The sequence below is a fragment of the Alloprevotella sp. oral taxon 473 str. F0040 genome (genome assembly GCF_000318095.2).
GTDB lineage: Bacteria > Bacteroidota > Bacteroidia > Bacteroidales > Bacteroidaceae > Alloprevotella.
On record NZ_KB290716.1, the window covers coordinates 36,339 to 52,661 of the forward strand.

The 16,323-nt window shown below is 44.9% G+C and carries 14 protein-coding genes; 1 reads left to right on the plus strand and 13 read right to left on the minus strand.

The window, feature by feature from the left end; all coding sequences use genetic code 11:
- Window positions 1-112: 112 nt before the first annotated feature.
- The 13 genes from HMPREF9999_RS04385 to rho form a co-directional block, all read right to left on the minus strand.
- Window positions 113-703, minus strand: a complete 591-nt coding sequence (locus HMPREF9999_RS04385; protein ID WP_009437213.1) for a LemA family protein — start codon at window positions 701-703, stop codon at window positions 113-115.
- Window positions 704-814: 111 nt separating this feature from the next.
- Window positions 815-1,765, minus strand: coding sequence for a TPM domain-containing protein (locus HMPREF9999_RS04390; protein ID WP_009437214.1), 951 nt, complete (start codon window positions 1,763-1,765; stop codon window positions 815-817).
- A 190-nt stretch (window positions 1,766-1,955) separates the two neighbouring features.
- Complete coding sequence (locus tag HMPREF9999_RS04395; protein ID WP_009437215.1) at window positions 1,956-2,798, minus strand: DUF5715 family protein; 843 nt, start codon at window positions 2,796-2,798, stop codon at window positions 1,956-1,958.
- A 57-nt stretch (window positions 2,799-2,855) separates the two neighbouring features.
- Window positions 2,856-3,425, minus strand: coding sequence for a DUF4924 family protein (locus HMPREF9999_RS04400; RefSeq protein ID WP_009437216.1), 570 nt, complete (start codon window positions 3,423-3,425; stop codon window positions 2,856-2,858).
- 6 nt (window positions 3,426-3,431) lie between these two features.
- Window positions 3,432-4,133, minus strand: a complete 702-nt coding sequence (locus HMPREF9999_RS04405; RefSeq protein ID WP_009437217.1) for a LysE family translocator — start codon at window positions 4,131-4,133, stop codon at window positions 3,432-3,434.
- A 120-nt stretch (window positions 4,134-4,253) separates the two neighbouring features.
- Entirely contained in the window at window positions 4,254-5,414 is a 1,161-nt protein-coding gene (gene galK / locus HMPREF9999_RS04410) for a galactokinase (protein WP_009437218.1), read from the minus strand.
- Window positions 5,415-5,513: 99 nt separating this feature from the next.
- On the minus strand, window positions 5,514-6,803 hold the full coding sequence (locus HMPREF9999_RS04415) for an MFS transporter (protein ID WP_009437219.1): 1,290 nt from the start codon (window positions 6,801-6,803) through the stop codon (window positions 5,514-5,516).
- A gap of 90 nt (window positions 6,804-6,893) precedes the next feature.
- The gene (locus HMPREF9999_RS04420; RefSeq protein WP_009437220.1) at window positions 6,894-7,976 is read right to left on the minus strand and encodes an aldose epimerase family protein; all 1,083 of its coding nucleotides are present in this window, start codon (window positions 7,974-7,976) and stop codon (window positions 6,894-6,896) included.
- Window positions 7,977-8,514: 538 nt separating this feature from the next.
- Window positions 8,515-9,396 (minus strand): GTPase Era, encoded by an 882-nt coding sequence (gene era, locus HMPREF9999_RS04425; protein ID WP_009437222.1) that lies wholly within the window; start codon window positions 9,394-9,396, stop codon window positions 8,515-8,517.
- A gap of 234 nt (window positions 9,397-9,630) precedes the next feature.
- Window positions 9,631-10,629: a beta-ketoacyl-ACP synthase III gene (locus HMPREF9999_RS04430; RefSeq protein ID WP_009437224.1), complete on the minus strand. Its 999-nt coding sequence runs from the start codon at window positions 10,627-10,629 to the stop codon at window positions 9,631-9,633.
- A 214-nt stretch (window positions 10,630-10,843) separates the two neighbouring features.
- Window positions 10,844-11,032 carry a 50S ribosomal protein L32 gene (gene rpmF, locus HMPREF9999_RS04435; protein WP_009437225.1) on the minus strand — a complete coding sequence of 63 codons (189 nt, stop codon included), beginning with the start codon at window positions 11,030-11,032 and terminating at the stop codon, window positions 10,844-10,846.
- A 196-nt stretch (window positions 11,033-11,228) separates the two neighbouring features.
- Window positions 11,229-11,708, minus strand: coding sequence for a YceD family protein (locus HMPREF9999_RS04440; protein ID WP_009437226.1), 480 nt, complete (start codon window positions 11,706-11,708; stop codon window positions 11,229-11,231).
- Between the two features lie 136 nt (window positions 11,709-11,844).
- Window positions 11,845-14,067 (minus strand): transcription termination factor Rho, encoded by a 2,223-nt coding sequence (gene rho / locus HMPREF9999_RS04445; RefSeq protein ID WP_009437227.1) that lies wholly within the window; start codon window positions 14,065-14,067, stop codon window positions 11,845-11,847.
- A gap of 315 nt (window positions 14,068-14,382) precedes the next feature.
- On the opposite strand from rho, the gene HMPREF9999_RS04455 reads away from it, so the two are divergent.
- The gene (locus tag HMPREF9999_RS04455; protein WP_009437229.1) at window positions 14,383-16,254 is read left to right on the plus strand and encodes an ABC-F family ATP-binding cassette domain-containing protein; all 1,872 of its coding nucleotides are present in this window, start codon (window positions 14,383-14,385) and stop codon (window positions 16,252-16,254) included.
- The last annotated feature ends 69 nt before the right edge of the window (window positions 16,255-16,323 follow it).

Here is a 16,323-nt window from a genome sequence, read left to right on the forward strand (position 1 = left end):
AGATTGTAAGGAGAAGAACTCCCTATCTTTTCTAAAACCAAAAGAACATAGCCTTGTCAGAAATCTCTAACTATGTGCGATGACTTAGAACAAATGACTCTTATAGGAGGGGTTAAAAGTTTACACTAGGAGCATTTTGTGCATCAGCAGTCGCTTCAAAAGTGGCACGTTTTTCAAAGCCAAACATACCTGCAAGGAGGTTGATGGGGAAACGTCGCACACTTACGTTGTAGTCACGCACAGATTCATTATACTTCTTACGTGCTTCGTTGATGCGATTCTCCGTCCCTTCCAATTGAGCTTGGAGCATTGAAAATTGCTCATTAGCTTTCAAGTCGGGATACTGCTCTTGCAGCATCATTAGTTTGCCGAGTGCTTGCGAGAGTTGTCCTTGTGCATTCTGGTAGGCAGCAAGTTGTTCGGGAGTTGCATTGGAGGGATCTAGCGTGATTTGTGAAGCCTTAGCACGAGCTGCAATAACGTTCTCAAGTGTAGTGCTTTCATGCTTGGCATAGCCTTTGACAGTGCTCACAAGATTAGGTATGAGATCAGCACGACGTTGGTAACTACTCTGCAAATCTCCCCATACCTGATTTACAGCTTCGTCTTTTGTCATAAGACTATTGTACTGGCAACCGCCGAAACCTACGAGGACAACAACGACTGCAAGGATGATCCAAAGAATTCTATTAGAACTTTTCATACGATATGTATTTGAAGGGATATTGAAAAAGTCTATATGTAAAGGAAACGATTTGTTTTCTGAATGTGGAGAAAAGGGTAAGCAGGTATGAGACTAAGAAATGCCCTTCCATCAGAAACGGCCACCAGATCCGCCTCCACCAAAAGATCCACCACCAAATGAACCTCCACCAAACGAGCCACCGCGGCCGCGACCACCTCTCAGCATGCTCCCTAAAAGCATACCTGCAAGAAGGCCTGAAGCTGAAGAGTCATCTTGATCGTCATCTTCAGTCCGCTCACGAGTGAACACTTGCCCACAATGCTTGCACCGATAGGTGATGACTACTAATCGCACGGCTCGGCCGTTACGAATCAATCGCTGCTCTTGTTGACGAAGTTTTTCTACTTTTCGTTTCCGACATTGTGGACATCGGGGATGTGTGACATTGAGTAGATACAAACAATAAATCAACACTACGAGGAACAAAACGATGACCAAAAACACGCCTCCTCCCACATTACCAGTATCCTCTAGCGCTTTTAGCTCTGAGTCTCCTTGTGCCACTTGATTGATGGCCTTGATTGCAACGAGCATCGCCCCATCCCAATCTTGTTTTTTGAGGAGAGGAACAAAAAAGCGGTCTTCTATGAGCTGGATTTGCCCATCGGGCAAGGTACCTTCAAGACCATTTCCGGTGAGAAATTGATAGCTTCGGTCTCCTACTGCCAGAACGATTACCAAACCAGTATTGGTTCTTTTGTCCCCCACTCCATGTTTTCTAGCAAGAGCCATAGCAAATTCGTAAGGATCATCACCTTCTAGTTTGTCAAGTACAGCCACTAGAGTTTGCACACCTTTTGTTTCCTCTAAATGTTGGAGGATTACATTTAGACTATCTACTGTGGACTGAGAAAGGATGTGCTCGGGATTACTCACATATTGCGTACGATCTTGATAGCGCGGAACGGGCACCTCTTCAGGTGTCCAGACCTTTGCTGAAGCTCCAACGAACCAGCTCAACAACAGAGCGACGACTGCAAGCCATCGACGAAAGAAGCAAAGTGAAAGACGTTGTTGCATACGCTTTTGATTGGGGAGTTAAAAAGGAAACTGATTACACAGATAAACACTAAAACTGGTGTAAAAAACAGGAAACTCCTACTGCAAAGATACTAACTATCGAGGAACAAGCCAAAAATCGCGCTTTATTTCAGTTATTACTAGTTATAACATGATAAAAAACGCACACATCACAGCACACTAACTCTTACTAGCGTGCTGTGATGTGAAAGCAGGATTGGTGAACTTCATATTTGACATAGCAAGTGCCCCGTTTGCGCTGATCATTCAGCACTTCGGCTAAAATACTCTTTAGGGTCACTGCCCATGTCTCTACCTGTGGAGGAAGAGCAGGATCTTGCACTCTGAAATAATGATTGTAGGAGATGTCAAAGGTAGTGCCAAAGCGATGACAGCTATTCTCCGAGGCGTTGCCATTATGACGACGTAAACGCTGCACATCTTCCTCCGTACGGAGCACAGAAGTCACAATCAGTTTATGAAAAGGAATACCTTTGGTTGTAAGACTATCTAAAAAGGAACGACTAATCTCTTCGAGCAATGTGGCTGCTCTAGGCACAAGATAGGGAATACTATGTGCTAATGGTTTGACTATGTAATAAGGACTATCTCCGATGAAGACTAGTTTACTACCATGACGGGTGGCCTCTTCCCTATTCTGGCACGACTGAATACCAATTTTTGAAGCAGTAGCCAACTGCACATCGTTCAAGTCTGGGAAAGCTTCATCGAATGTGGGAACTGACGTCACACGATTCTTCACTGGTGTCCCGTCTTTGGTGAGCCAAATAGGATTGCGACGAGGAGCTAAAAAGAGACTATCCTCTGAGCGACTATGCACTGTCACAGAATCATCGGCTTGTGACACTGCATCTCTAGCAGACTGTGTAAAACTCTCAATTTGTCGGGATGCCCATTCTGGGAAAAGAAGTTTTATGCCGAAGAGAAAAGCCACAAGCCCCCAAAACACTAACAAGAAATGATAGCGAGTAAACCTTTGATTGCTATGACGAATATCTCTTTTATCTGTCATGTGTTATTCTAAATATCTATGATGTAATGAGACTATACACTAAATGTCAATGCCACCCTAATCATTACTTTCTAACTTCCCTTCTCGATTTACATTCCAATAGTCAGACAGCTGACCGAGGAAGGTGGATACATCTTTGGCAGCCGCTAGCGTTTCACTGCTAACCTCTTTTTTTTGTAAACGCAGAAGCATAACTCCATAAAGTAATTCAAAACAAAGTTCTAGCTCCTGGGGCACTCCTATACCTGATGTCTTATGCTCTGTCGATTGTTTAGCGCGAAGTTCGACGATGTAGGGCAATACTTTGTAATACATCTGTCGATAATAAGGATACTTGGCATTATCGACCAAGAGTTCATGGACCTCTGCCAAACCCTCTATGACGTTCTTATTGATTTGTAAATGTCCTTGCTCAATCACTCCTTCTTCACGCATCATTGTGCAGAGATGGCCATACCATTCGTCCATGGCTACTCGCTGCAATTCAGACACTTCAAAGCGAGACAAATAGTTCTCGCGGAGTTCATCAATACTACAGTGATGCGCACGAAGAATGTCTTCGACCTGCCACATATATAATAAGTATTCAGAACGATTGGTATATTGAAGACGTTGAGCTATCAGCATAACAGACTAGGAAGAGATGGGTATTCTAACTTGGATGTGAAAGAGGGTAAGGAAAGCATAGATAACACTCACCGTGAGCACGATGACACCTATGGTGCGATTGAGCACAATCATTCCTCGATAACCAAATGAGTTCTTCATGCGTGTGATGAGGTAGGTCAGTCCTCCCCACCACAACATTGCCCCTCCGAAGATGGACATATAGCCCCAAAATGCACCGAAGGGATTTTGCGGCACCGTAAAAGTGAGCTGCGCAAACAGAGCAATGAAGAGAAAGATGATTAGGGGATTGGAGAGCGTGAGAAAGAAAGAAGTGATAAAATTGTGTACTAAACTACCACGCTTATGTTTTGAACGGCGAATAGCTTTGAGAGGATTGCTTAAAAGTGTGTGCAAACCAAAACCAAAGAGAATGGCACTTCCACCAATCTTCATCCAATATATGTTCTGTTCTTGTTCTACAAATGACATAACGAGGGTCATACCAGCACCAGTGATGATGGCGTAAATGAGGTCGGAAAGGGAAGCTCCCAAGCCAGTAACTAAACCAACGTTACGTCCTCGATGCATGGTACGCTGAATACAGAGCACCCCCACTGGCCCCATCGGTGCAGACACGATGATACCAATGAGCAATCCTTTGACGATTAGCTGAATGGTGCTACTAAATATCGCCCAATCAATTAGTGGGCTTTCGAGAATAGACATAGTACCTGCAAATATCGCTATTTTTAATGAGAAAAAAAAGCACTGAGCGAGGAAATCGCTCAGTGCTTTTTAGAATAAAGGGCTTTTGCGAAGCCCTACGCACAAAAAGTGTGTGCTCGATTAGCAGAGTTTACGAGCCCCATCACCGATAACCACATCGATGATAATGGGTTCCTTGCCAAACTTTGCAGTGAATTTTTCCTTAACCACCTTGCAGAAGTTGTCATAGAGCTCATCGGCTACGAGGTTAATAGTGCAACCACCAAAGCCACCACCCATGATACGTGAACCTGTTACGCCTTCTTCACGCGCTACATCATTGAGATAATCGAGTTCTTCGCAAGATACTTCGTACTCTTTGGAGAGACCTTCGTGGGTTTCATACATCATCTTGCCCACAGTTTCATAGTCACCCTTCTCAAGAGCATCACATACTGTGAGCACGCGTTCACGTTCACCGATAACATAGTGTGCACGGAGTGCATCTTCTTCACTCACTTGACCACGAACTTCATCGAGTTGTTCGTAGCTAGCATCACGTAAGCTCTCAACTTCAGGGTGAAGCTTATGGATAGCTTCAGCTACACGTTCGCAGCTACGGCGACGATCATTGTAAGGAGAACCCACGAGTTCGTGCTTCACTTGAGAGTTCACAAGAACAAGCTTATAGCCCTTAGGGTTAAAAGGGAAGTATTCAAACTCACCGCTGCGGCAGTCAAGACGCATGAGAGAGCCAGCCTTACCATGAACGGAAGCAAATTGGTCCATAATACCGCAGTTGCAACCTACATATTTGTGCTCTGTGCGTTGACCAACACGTGCAAGTTCCATTTTTTCAATTTTGTTTTCACCCCAAATATCATTGAGTGCAAAAGCATAAACTGATTCAAGAGCTGCAGAAGAACTCATTCCAGCTCCAAGGGGTACGTCACCTGCAAAAGCAGTGTTGAAACCTTCTACAGGAACACCGAGTTCCATCATTTCGCGGCAAACACCAAAGATGTAACGTGCCCAACTTGCAGAAGGACCTGCGGGATCATCAAGAGAAAACTCTGTATAGTCCTTCAAGTCGATAGAGTAAGCGCGTACTGTGCGAGTGCCGTTGGGCTTGATTTCTGCAATCATACCTTGCTGTACAGCACCAGGGAATACGAATCCGTTGTTGTAGTCGGTGTGTTCACCAATCAAGTTGATACGACCAGGAGAAGCATATACAGAACCAGTAGTGCCGTCGAAGTGTTTTTGAAAACGGCTACGAACGTCATCGATAGTAAGTTTCATGGAAAATATTGTTTTGAGGGGTTATGAGGAATACCTAGTGGTGCAATGCTCTCCCCGAGTAGGGAGGCATTGCCACAAGGCTATAGAAATACTTGGAAATTAAGCTTCATCACGACGGCTTACGCGGCTTCCAACAAGTGCGTAGAAGAGAATATAAGCCGCGCAGAATACTACCACCCAGAAGCTAGCATTGTAACCAAAGAGGTCGGCTACATAGCCTTGAACAGCCATCATCACAGCACAACCAAAGACCATGGTCATGAAGATACCACTGGCGATTGCAGTGAAACGTCCAAGACCTTCTACTGCGAGGTTGAAGATCGCTCCCCACATCACAGAGGTGCAAAGACCGACAAGGAGAAGAGAGAAGGTGCCAAGAGGAATGGGTTGCCAGATGAGTTCAAGAGTACTCCAGTTTACACCGGGGAAGTTTACCAAAACATCGCTAGGAGCAAACATACCGAAGAGTACAAGCACAAGAGTTGCAGTAGAAACAGCAGTAATCATAGCGCGGCTGCTCACCTTGCTACCGATACTAGCACCTACAAAACGTCCTACAAGCATCATAAACCAATATACAGCAACGAGCAAACCAACCGTAGCTACAGGAATACCTTGAGCTACCAGGTCTTGCTGCACGAAGTTAGGTACACCTACTTCAATGCCCATGTAGAGGAAGATAGCCAAAGCACCGAGAGCAAAGTGACGGAAACCGAGTGCACCAGCAATCAATTGACCTGTAGTGAGCGTGCTAGACTCTTTTTCTTCTTTGACAGGCTCTTCAATCTTGGTAAAAAGAATCACAACAAAAGCAATAGCAAAAATCGCAAAAGCAATGAGCAAAGCAGGAGAAGCATCAGAAATACGAGCCTTGCTTACATCTGCGATGAGAGCACCCATAAGAATGTAGCAAGCCACAGCAGCAGAAGAGTTGAACACACCACCGAGCTGAATGAGCTGATTACCTGAGTTACCACCGCCACCAAGGACGTTAAGCATAGGGTTCACAACGCTGTTGAGGATAGCCATGCAGAGACCTGCGATGAACGCACCAGCAAGATATACAGCAAACACCAAACCGAGGTTTTCTTGAGCGTTGAGCTGTCCGCTAAACCATTGGATAGCAATACCCACCATACCGACAACGAGACCACCAAGGGCTGTTTTCTTGTAACCATACTTAGAAATGAGCAAACCTGCGGGGATACCCATCACAAGATAAGCTACGAAGTTACCATAGTTACCAATCTGTGCCAACACATTGGAGATAGGACCTTGGTTTTTAATAATCGTTGCCATGGGCGTGCAGAGGTTTGTCACGAAGGCAATCATAGCGAAGAGGGCAATCATCACAATAATTGCACCCCATTGTTTGGTTTTTTGAGCCATTGAATGTATTTGATTAGATTTTTATTTAATTAGTTTTCGAGAGAAAAGGCTCGTACTGAGACATCACCCAGCACGAGCTGATGCTTTCCATTAAGCTTCTACACCAAATTTGTAGACTGTCTTTTGCGTGTACACTTCACCAGGATTCAACACGACGCTGGGGAAATGTGGTTTATTGGGGCTATCGGGAAAATGTTGTGCTTCAAAGCAGAGTGCAGAACGACGTCCGAAAGTAGCACCATGATAACCAGGAAATCCATTAGCCCAGTTATCTGAATAGAACTGCATTCCTGGCTCTGTGGTATAGACTTCCATCGTGCGACCACTCACAGGCTCCTTGATTTTAGCTGCAAAGGAGAGTTCACCAACTTCCTTTTTATTCAGCACAAAGCAATGATCGTAACCAGCTCCATTCTTGATTTGTTCGTCTTTTGGATCATCAATACGTTCACCAACTACATGAGGAGTACGGAAATCAAAAGGTGTGCCTTCTACCTTACGCACTTCACCAGTAGGAATACAAGTTTCGTCAATAGGAATGTAGAAATCTGCGTTGATTTCACACACAGTATCCATGGCTGTTGGTGTAGGATTTCCTAAACCTTGGAGAGAGAAGAAACCATGACTTGTCATATTCACCACCGTCTTCTTGTTAGTAGTGCCGCGATAATCTATTACAAGTTCATTTTCATCCGTCCAAGTATAACGCACCGTCATGGAGAGTTCACCAGGGAAACCTTCTTCATAATAGGGAGATACATAGCGAAGCACAAGCGTTTGTGCGCCAATCTGCTCTGCATCCCACACACGTGCATGAAAACCAGTTGGACCACCATGAAGATGATTAGGACCATTGTTCACAGAAAGACGGTATTCTTTGCCGTTAAGTTGGAAACGTCCTCGCGCAATACGGTTGCCGTAGCGACCAACTAAAGTAGAGAGGAAGGGTTCAGGTGAATTGATACAAGCATCAATATTGTCATGTGCTTGAATCACATTGGTGTGCTTTCCATCACGATCGGGCACCATGATTGCCACAATAGTACCACCATAGTTGGTAATAGCAACTTCATTACCTTGGATATTGCGCAAGAAGAAAAGATTTGTCTTCTTTCCATCAATTTCCTTTTGAAAATCGGCGGGATTAAGACCGCTAAGTGCTTGAGTTTCCATTGTTGTATAGACTAAACTAATGGGATTGTATTGCAAAAATATCAATCGAAGTGCATGGCATTTTGGCCTTGATTTGCTTTCTTCGTGTTGCAAATCTACGAATTTATTTCCTTCGTACAAAGCAAAAGCGCAAAAAAAACAGAAAAATTTCAGAGCCAGAAATGAACATTTCTGAGCGACAATGAAATTCTTCTGAGTTTTTCTAATATGCCTGATAAAACGAGCAAGAAAACAAGTTCTTTTTTCCTGTTTAGACTAAAAGGGTACACACAAAATCATAGCAAGATGAGACTCGTTATCACTCTTTTTTCCTTCATCATCTACACGATAACCTAACAGAAAAGCCAGAAACTAGCATGCAACTACAGACATTCTTAAATTCTAATTTCAAGTTTATAAAAACCACCCTCTGTATATCATATTCATACAGAGGGTGGTTTACACGATCCCTACGGATTTATTGGGTGGAGTCATCCACCTAATCCATGATTTCTTTTGACAACTCGCACATAGCGGTGCTACTACGAGCTGCAACTATCTAGTCTAGACGATAACCAAAGGCTTCAAGACGACGATCATTTTGTCGCCAGTCTTTGTCCACTTTCACATAGACTTCTAGATATATACTCTTTTGGAAGAACTTCTCTAGGGTTTTACGAGCTTCGGTAGACACCTTCTTCAGCGCAACGCCTTTATGACCTATAATTATACCCTTCTGGCTATCGCGCTCTACGTAGATAATCGCACGAATGCGAATATTCTTCTCTGATTCCTTGAACTCTTCTACTGCTACTTCCACCGAATAGGGAATCTCCTTATCATAATAAAGAAGAATCTTTTCGCGGATAATTTCATTCACGAAGAACCGAGCTGGCTTGTCTGTCCATTGATCTTTATCGAAATAAGGGGGTGAGTCAGGCAACAACTCTTTAATTCTTGCTAGCACAGCATCAACATTAAACTTTGCTTGTGCTGAAATCGGGAAGATTTCTGCTGTTGGCAAAACTTCGTGCCAAGCTTCTATCAGCTTCATCACACCCTCTTGATTGGAGAGGTCTATTTTATTGATCAACACAAAAACGGGAATCTTCATGCGTTGCACCTTAGTGATGAAATCTGCATTCTTGTCTGGTTTCTCGACTACATCAGTCACATAGAGCAAAATATCAGCATCTTGCAAAGCTCCTTCTGAGAATGCCAACATGGACTCCTGCAACTTGTAATTAGGTTTGAGCACACCAGGGGTGTCAGAAAATACTATTTGAGCATCCTCCGAATTGATAATACCCATAATACGGTGTCTTGTGGTCTGGGCTTTGAATGTTGCTATGGAAATACGTTCGCCCATGAGGAGATTCATGAGAGTGGATTTCCCCACATTGGGATTACCTACAATATTTACGAAACCTGCTTTATGCATAGAATATACGTTGAGAATTGAAGAAGGGCATCTAATGAGCCAGTTGTAAGAAAAGACGTTTTATTCTCCTCATCCTTGAGTCTGAAGTCCTGGAGTACCAATGAATAAAACGATAGAAGAAGCGACTTCCAGCCAGTGCCCAGTGCAAGACCGAAAGTCGCTCATTATTTGGGGTTACAACTTTGGGAGAATCAAAGTGCAACTGAGGCTTAAGATAGGTCTAATCAATAGAAACTACTGACCATCATATCCCCACTTCATGTAGGCAGCACCCCAGGTGAAACCTGCTCCAAAGGCTGTAAGCACGATGTTATCACCCTTCTTAAGCTGCTTTTCATAGTCCCAAAGCGCAAGGGGAAGAGTGGCAGCTGAGGTATTACCATAGCGTTGAATATTGAGCATCACTTTGTCCATAGGGAGCTCCAAGCGGTTGGCCACAGCCTCGATGATGCGCACGTTGGCTTGGTGAGGGAGCACCCATGTGATGCTATCGCCATTCAAACCATTGCGTTCGGCAATGGTGGCACAAGCATCGCTCATGTTTGTCACAGCAAAGCGATAGACTGTACGTCCTTCTTGGTGCAACTTGTGCATCTTGTGGTCGATAGTGAAATAAGAGGGAGGACAAGCAGAGCCACCAGCGCGCATGCAGAGGAAAGGAAGTCCCTTACCATCAGCACGGAGATAGCTGTCTTTCCAACCGAAATCCTCAGTCGTAGGCTCAACGAGCACAGCCGCAGCACCATCACCAAAGATTGGACTAGTGGCACGGTCGCTATAGTCTACGATAGACGACATTTTATCAGCACCAACAACGACAACTTTCTTGTAGCGTCCGCACTGCACCATTGAAGCAGCCATGTCCATAGCAAAGAGGAAACCGCAGCATGCAGCTTGAAGATCAACACAGAAGGCATTTTTCATGCCGACACGTCCCACTACTATGCTCGATGTTGTAGGGAAAGGATAATCGGGCGTAGTGGTGGCTACGATCACGCAATCAATGTCTTGTGGATCGGTGATAGTCTTTTCAAGGAGTTGCTTCACGGCCTTGCGCGCCATGTAGCTAGTGCCTAAACCTTCTTCGTTGAGAATGCGACGTTCTTTGATACCAATTCTGGTCATGATCCACTCATCGTTGGTTTCAACCATACGAGAGAGTTCGTCGTTGTTAAGGACATATTCGGGGACGTATCCGCCTACGCCCGTGATAACGGCATTGATTTTTTCCATTTGAGGGAAAGATATAAGTTGTTAGCCCAAACTTTGTCGTTGTGCTGAGGGAGAGCTAATGAAATAAGTCGCCGTAAATTGCAAGCGGCGGTGCGACATTGGTCAATCTTCCTGTTAGTGCACGATGCAGGGGTTGGACTTTGCCCCAGATAAAACAAGAATGCGGTTTCCGGCAGGCTAGACTAGCCACCGAAAACCGCAAAATGCGTGTAGATTACTCAGCAACCTCAGCCTTTACGATAGCAATCTTACCACGATAGTAGCCGCAAGAGGGGCAAACAGTGTGATAAAGATGGAAAGCACCGCAGTTGCTGCACTTTGCGAGCGTAGGAGCTACAGCTCCATCATGGGTGCGACGCTTGAGGGTACGAGTCTTCGATTGTCTTCTTTTAGGATGTGCCATTGTTGTATTGTATTTTTTGTATTATTGTTCGTAAGTTGATTATGAATCTCTTTTACATCATGCTAGCCGTCATCTCAAGGAGAGAATCCAACAGGTTGAATCAAGAGCTATAATGCACAAGAAAAGAACAGCGAGGTTGCCAACTTCTCCGAATTAGGCTACGGAGTTTGCTGCTCGAATATCGCGTGCTATGGAATCAAGATGAGAAATCTGTACTATTGTCCTCGGAATCCTCCTCTGCGGAGAAGCGACTCATCATGTCAGCATTGCACTCACCTTCTGGATGCACTCGCTGGAGTGGCAAATTGAGAGCAATAGATTCAAAGATATCCCAAGCTGTGTCGTAGTGAGTCTGCGAGAAGGGAATGACAATCAAATCCGCATCTGCGTTATCATCATCATAGCCCACACGGAGTTCTTCTTCAAAAACAATGGGAATAGTGGTTGGATCAAGGCAACGATCACATGCCACTACCACTGTTCCTTCACCTTTATAGGTAAACAGATAGGTATCTCCTGCACCAAATCGTACGCGCATTTCGACCTTCACGTCTCCGCCAATGATTTCGCTTTGCTCTAAATCAGCGAAATAGTCATTACTGAGGTGAAGTGTACGTGCAACAGCTTCGTGCTGAACGCTGCGCAGGGGGACTATGTATGCGTCTTTACTAGACATATCGAGTGCAAAGTTACGTCTTTTTTATGAAACGACTAAGTTTTTCCTTGCAAAAATGAGGTGACAAGGCCAAAAAAGCCTTGTCACCAGGTAGTTTATTGTTGTTTTCGTGATAAAACTCACTCATACCAACAGTTTACTTGTTCATTTTCATCAAGAATTCTTCATTAGAACGAGAATCTTCCAGACGTTTCTTCACGAAGTCCATAGCCTCAACACTACTCATATCACCGATAAACTTACGGATAATATACATGCGGTTAAGCGTGTTATCATCGAGCAAGAGGTCATCGCGACGTGTAGAACTTTGGATAAGATTGACAGCAGGGAAGATGCGCTTATTAGCCAGAGTACGATCAAGCTGCAACTCCATATTACCAGTACCCTTGAACTCTTCAAAAATCACTTCATCCATCTTCGATCCCGTGTCGGTCAATGCCGTTGCAATGATGGTGAGCGAACCACCGTTCTCGATGTTGCGTGCAGCACCAAAGAAGCGTTTGGGCTTTTGGAGCGCATTGGCATCCACACCACCAGTGAGAATCTTCCCTGAAGTAGGAGCCACAGTATTAAATGCTCGCGCAAGACGAGTGATTGAATCTAAGAAAATAACGACATCATGACCACATTCTACCATGCGTTTTGCCTTCTCAAGCACCATTTGAGCAATGCGCACGTGATGCGTGGCAGGTTCATCAAAAGTTGAAGCTATCACCTCGGCGTTCACCGTTCGCGCCATATCCGTCACTTCTTCTGGACGCTCATCAATCAGGAGCATCATGAGATAAGTTTCAGGATAATTAGCCGCAATGGCATTAGCGATTTGCTTCATCAAGATGGTCTTACCTGTCTTGGGTTGAGCCACTATGAGAGCACGTTGTCCCTTACCTATTGGAGAAAACAGATCAACCGTGCGACAAGCGAGCGGTGCATTAGGCTGCGTAGAGAGCTTAAACTGCTCGTCTGGGAAAAGAGGAGTGAGGTGTTCAAAAGCTATGCGGTCACGCACTTGGCTTGGAGCCAATCCATTGATGCGATCCACACTGGTTAGCGTGAAATATTTCTCACCTTCCTTGGGCACTTTCACCTTTCCTTCGATCACATCCCCCATTTTTAGCGCATAATTGCGCACTTGATTTTGGGTTACAAAGATATCATCAGGAGAAGGCATGTAGTTATAATCCGACGAACGAAGGAACCCAGTGCCCTGTGGCGTGAGTTCTAAAACTCCTGTTCCATCGATGACAACATCAAGCAGAGTAGGAGGTTGCACCACGGGGGCACTCTCCTCACGATTCAGCAACTGAGGATTGACCAATGCATCATCTTTAAACTTGCGGAATCGAGGCACCTGCTGTGGTTCAGGCTCACTATAATAAGGTTGTTCTTGTAGTTCGGGAATAAAACTGAAATCAGTGCTATTGATAACAGGCACATCTTCTACTATCACAAAATCACTCTCTGGAGCTTTCTCCAACACAGGCAAATTAGCATACTGCGGTTGGCTGCGTTGTTGGAAATGCTGTGATAGAGTTGCCAAAGGATTGTGCAGCGCAGGGTGTTTCTCTTCACTCTCCTCAGTCTCCGCTGTAGTTGATTCAGCGGCAGCAGCTTGCTGTCTCATTTGTGCTAAGATAAAGTCTGGAAGATCGTCGTTTTCAGCTTCGTTAACCACCGCACTACCAGAGGAGACCTTAGAAAAGGCAGTCTCAGAAGTCGTTGTAACATCTACCGTAGGAGTGTTGTCATGAGCCACTTCGATGTTTTCATTCATGACAGAACCTTCAGCCACAGGCTTAATCTCTTTTATAGCTCTCGGTGTATCCATTGCAGGAGATTGATTTCCGAACATACCAGTAAGCCCAGAAGGCGTATCAAAAGTCAATGAAGTATTTGACAATTGAGCTTGACGCATCATCGTTTTTTGACGAAACATCATTTCTTCATAGGCACGTCGTTGTTCCACTTCAGCCTTTGTAGGGCGTCCTCTCTTACGCTTAGGAGGCTCCTCCACATGATCAGCAGCAAGCAAAGCTTGCACAGCCTCAGCTTCAGTCTCACGCGCCTTAGCTGCTACCATTCTTTTAGCTGCACGTTCATCTCTCGCGCTATCAAAGCGTTCACTATTCCCTGTTTGAGTGGCAGAATACACGTGATCCTGTCCATAAGTAGTGATACGTCTACGTCTAGGCGCAGCTTCCACCCCATTGCTCACTTCATCAGCTTGAGCATCAATAATATCATACACCAGCTGTTCACGAATGCTACTGGTGTAGTTTGGCGTCTTCATCGCACTGGCCATCGCTTGAAGTTCTTCGATGCTCATTGCGAGAAGCTGTTCTTTCGTATATTTTGGCATAGAGGGGAAATAAATGTCTTTGTTCTAAAATAGAGCCACCACCCCATCCACATCTCTGCGAATGAATGATTAATTGAATATAATAAATGAGGTGGGATTAAAATTCTGCGGAAATGCGAGAATCACAATATAGTTCAGTTGTCAACAAGCATTTTCTCCACAGCAGAATCCACAATTCTGCTGTTTAATAAAGTACTGCTAATGTGACTTTGAATAAAACACATGGTTTTCAACTGCAAAAGTATAACAATTCTCTTAATTATACGAATTAACTCCTCTCTTTTTTGTAAATTCGCTTCATAAAATTTTCCATTCATGGCCACTCCTTACTTAGATATACAGAATTTAACCAAGAGCATCGGTGATTTAATTCTCTTCGAAGATTTATCTTTCAGTGTTGCGGAGGGACAACACGTGGGACTCATTGCCAGAAATGGTGCAGGAAAATCCACCTTGCTGAGTCTCATTGCAGGAAAAGACACCGCAGACTCTGGAGATATTGTTTTTCAGAAAGGGCTGCGCATAGGTATGCTCGAACAGACTCCCGACTTTTCGCCTGAAATGCCCGTGCGACAAGCCGTAGCGAGTCGACTACGCGCTGAGTATGCCTCACTCCTCATTGCCGATGAAGGCCAGACGTTACAGGCACACACTGATACTTTCGATGCAGATGAAGAATGGACAGAAGTGCAACTTCGAGCCCAACAAATCCTCACCCAACTTAAAATCACCCAGCTCGATAAACCCATTGGCCTTCTTTCTGGTGGACAACAAAAGAGAGTGGCCTTGGCTTCTGTGCTCATTGCCAATCCAGATTTACTCATTCTCGATGAACCCACTAACCATCTCGACCTCGAAATGATTGAGTGGCTTGAAAAATATCTTCAACGCAACACAAAAGCTCTGCTACTCGTCACCCACGATCGCTACTTTCTAGATCGCGTGTGCCAGTCTATCGTAGAGATCGATCAGCAAACGGCTTATAGCTACAAAGGAAATTATGCCTACTATTTAGAGAAGCGCGATGAGCGCATAGCTGCTACGAATGCAAATATAGACCGTGCGCGCAATCTATATCGCAAAGAACTCGACTGGATGCGCCGCCAACCACAAGCACGCGGTCACAAAAGTCGCTCACGCAAAGAGGCTTTTTACGAACTGGAACAACAGGCTAAACGCCGTACAGAAGAGCGAGCAGCGCGCCTCAATGTCAAAGCTGGCTACATCGGGTCTAAAATTTTTGAAGCCGAATATGTGTCAAAGACATTTGAAGATGGCGTAGTAATCCTCAAAGACTTCTATTACAATTTCTCACGCTTTGAGAAGATGGGCATCGTTGGCAACAATGGTACAGGCAAAAGTACCTTTATCAAGATGCTCCTCGGACAAGTGCCACCCTCAAGTGGTCGTTTTGTAGTCGGCGAAACAGTAAAATTCGGTTATTTCTCTCAAGATGGGCTTCCCCTTGACACGCAGATGAAAGTCATTGATGTGGTGCGTAATGTGGCCGAAACAGTGGACCTCGGTGGCGGTCGTCACCTCACTGCCATGCAGTTTCTCACCCACTTCCTCTTCCCCCCAGCGCGCCAACAAGACTACGTCTACAAACTTTCGGGCGGAGAACGTCGTCGACTCCAGTTGTGTCTTGTGCTCATGCAAGCTCCCAATTTCCTCATCCTCGACGAACCGACCAATGACCTCGACATTGCCACCCTACAATTGCTTGAAGAATACTTAGCCGACTTTCGTGGATGTGTCATTGTTGTCAGCCACGATCGTTATTTTATGGACAAGGTCGTCGATCACCTTCTCGTGTTCAAAGGCGATGGTGTAGTGGACGATTTCCCTGGCAACTACTCTCAGTATCGTGAGTATCTCCAAATAAAAGAGAAGGAGGAGGTGCGCGAACGCAAAGAGCAACGCCCCGATACCACAGATACCCGCAAACCCATCCACGAAGGAAGTGATCGTCGCCGAAAACTGACCTTCAAAGAACGTCGTGAGTTTGAACAACTCGAAACTGAAATCGAACAACTCGAAACAGAAAAAACAGAAATCCATGGCACCCTCTCTTCAGGTTCGGCCTCTGTCGAAGAGATCACCCAACTTTCCAAACGTCTTCCCCTACTGGAAGAAGAATTAGAAGAGAAATCCATGCGCTGGCTCGAACTATCGGAGTTTGCTTAACAATGAAACTACCATTTTCTTAGCTCTTCACTCCTCCCCCTATCATCTCATAGCTATTGTACAACGTCT

Coding starts and splice junctions, on each gene's coding strand:
- HMPREF9999_RS04385 (WP_009437213.1), bottom strand. CDS start 703: ATGAAAAGTTCTAATAGAATTCTTTGGATCATCCTTGCAGTCGTTGTT.
- HMPREF9999_RS04415 (WP_009437219.1), bottom strand. CDS start 6,803: ATGGCTCAAAAAACCAAACAATGGGGTGCAATTATTGTGATGATTGCC.
- HMPREF9999_RS04395 (WP_009437215.1), bottom strand. CDS start 2,798: ATGACAGATAAAAGAGATATTCGTCATAGCAATCAAAGGTTTACTCGC.
- HMPREF9999_RS04440 (WP_009437226.1), bottom strand. CDS start 11,708: ATGTCTAGTAAAGACGCATACATAGTCCCCCTGCGCAGCGTTCAGCAC.
- HMPREF9999_RS04405 (WP_009437217.1), bottom strand. CDS start 4,133: ATGTCTATTCTCGAAAGCCCACTAATTGATTGGGCGATATTTAGTAGC.
- HMPREF9999_RS04390 (WP_009437214.1), bottom strand. CDS start 1,765: ATGCAACAACGTCTTTCACTTTGCTTCTTTCGTCGATGGCTTGCAGTC.
- HMPREF9999_RS04400 (WP_009437216.1), bottom strand. CDS start 3,425: ATGCTGATAGCTCAACGTCTTCAATATACCAATCGTTCTGAATACTTA.
- HMPREF9999_RS04420 (WP_009437220.1), bottom strand. CDS start 7,976: ATGGAAACTCAAGCACTTAGCGGTCTTAATCCCGCCGATTTTCAAAAG.
- HMPREF9999_RS04455 (WP_009437229.1), top strand. CDS start 14,383: ATGGCCACTCCTTACTTAGATATACAGAATTTAACCAAGAGCATCGGT.
- galK (WP_009437218.1), bottom strand. CDS start 5,414: ATGAAACTTACTATCGATGACGTTCGTAGCCGTTTTCAAAAACACTTC.
- rho (WP_009437227.1), bottom strand. CDS start 14,067: ATGCCAAAATATACGAAAGAACAGCTTCTCGCAATGAGCATCGAAGAA.
- era (WP_009437222.1), bottom strand. CDS start 9,396: ATGCATAAAGCAGGTTTCGTAAATATTGTAGGTAATCCCAATGTGGGG.
- HMPREF9999_RS04430 (WP_009437224.1), bottom strand. CDS start 10,629: ATGGAAAAAATCAATGCCGTTATCACGGGCGTAGGCGGATACGTCCCC.
- rpmF (WP_009437225.1), bottom strand. CDS start 11,032: ATGGCACATCCTAAAAGAAGACAATCGAAGACTCGTACCCTCAAGCGT.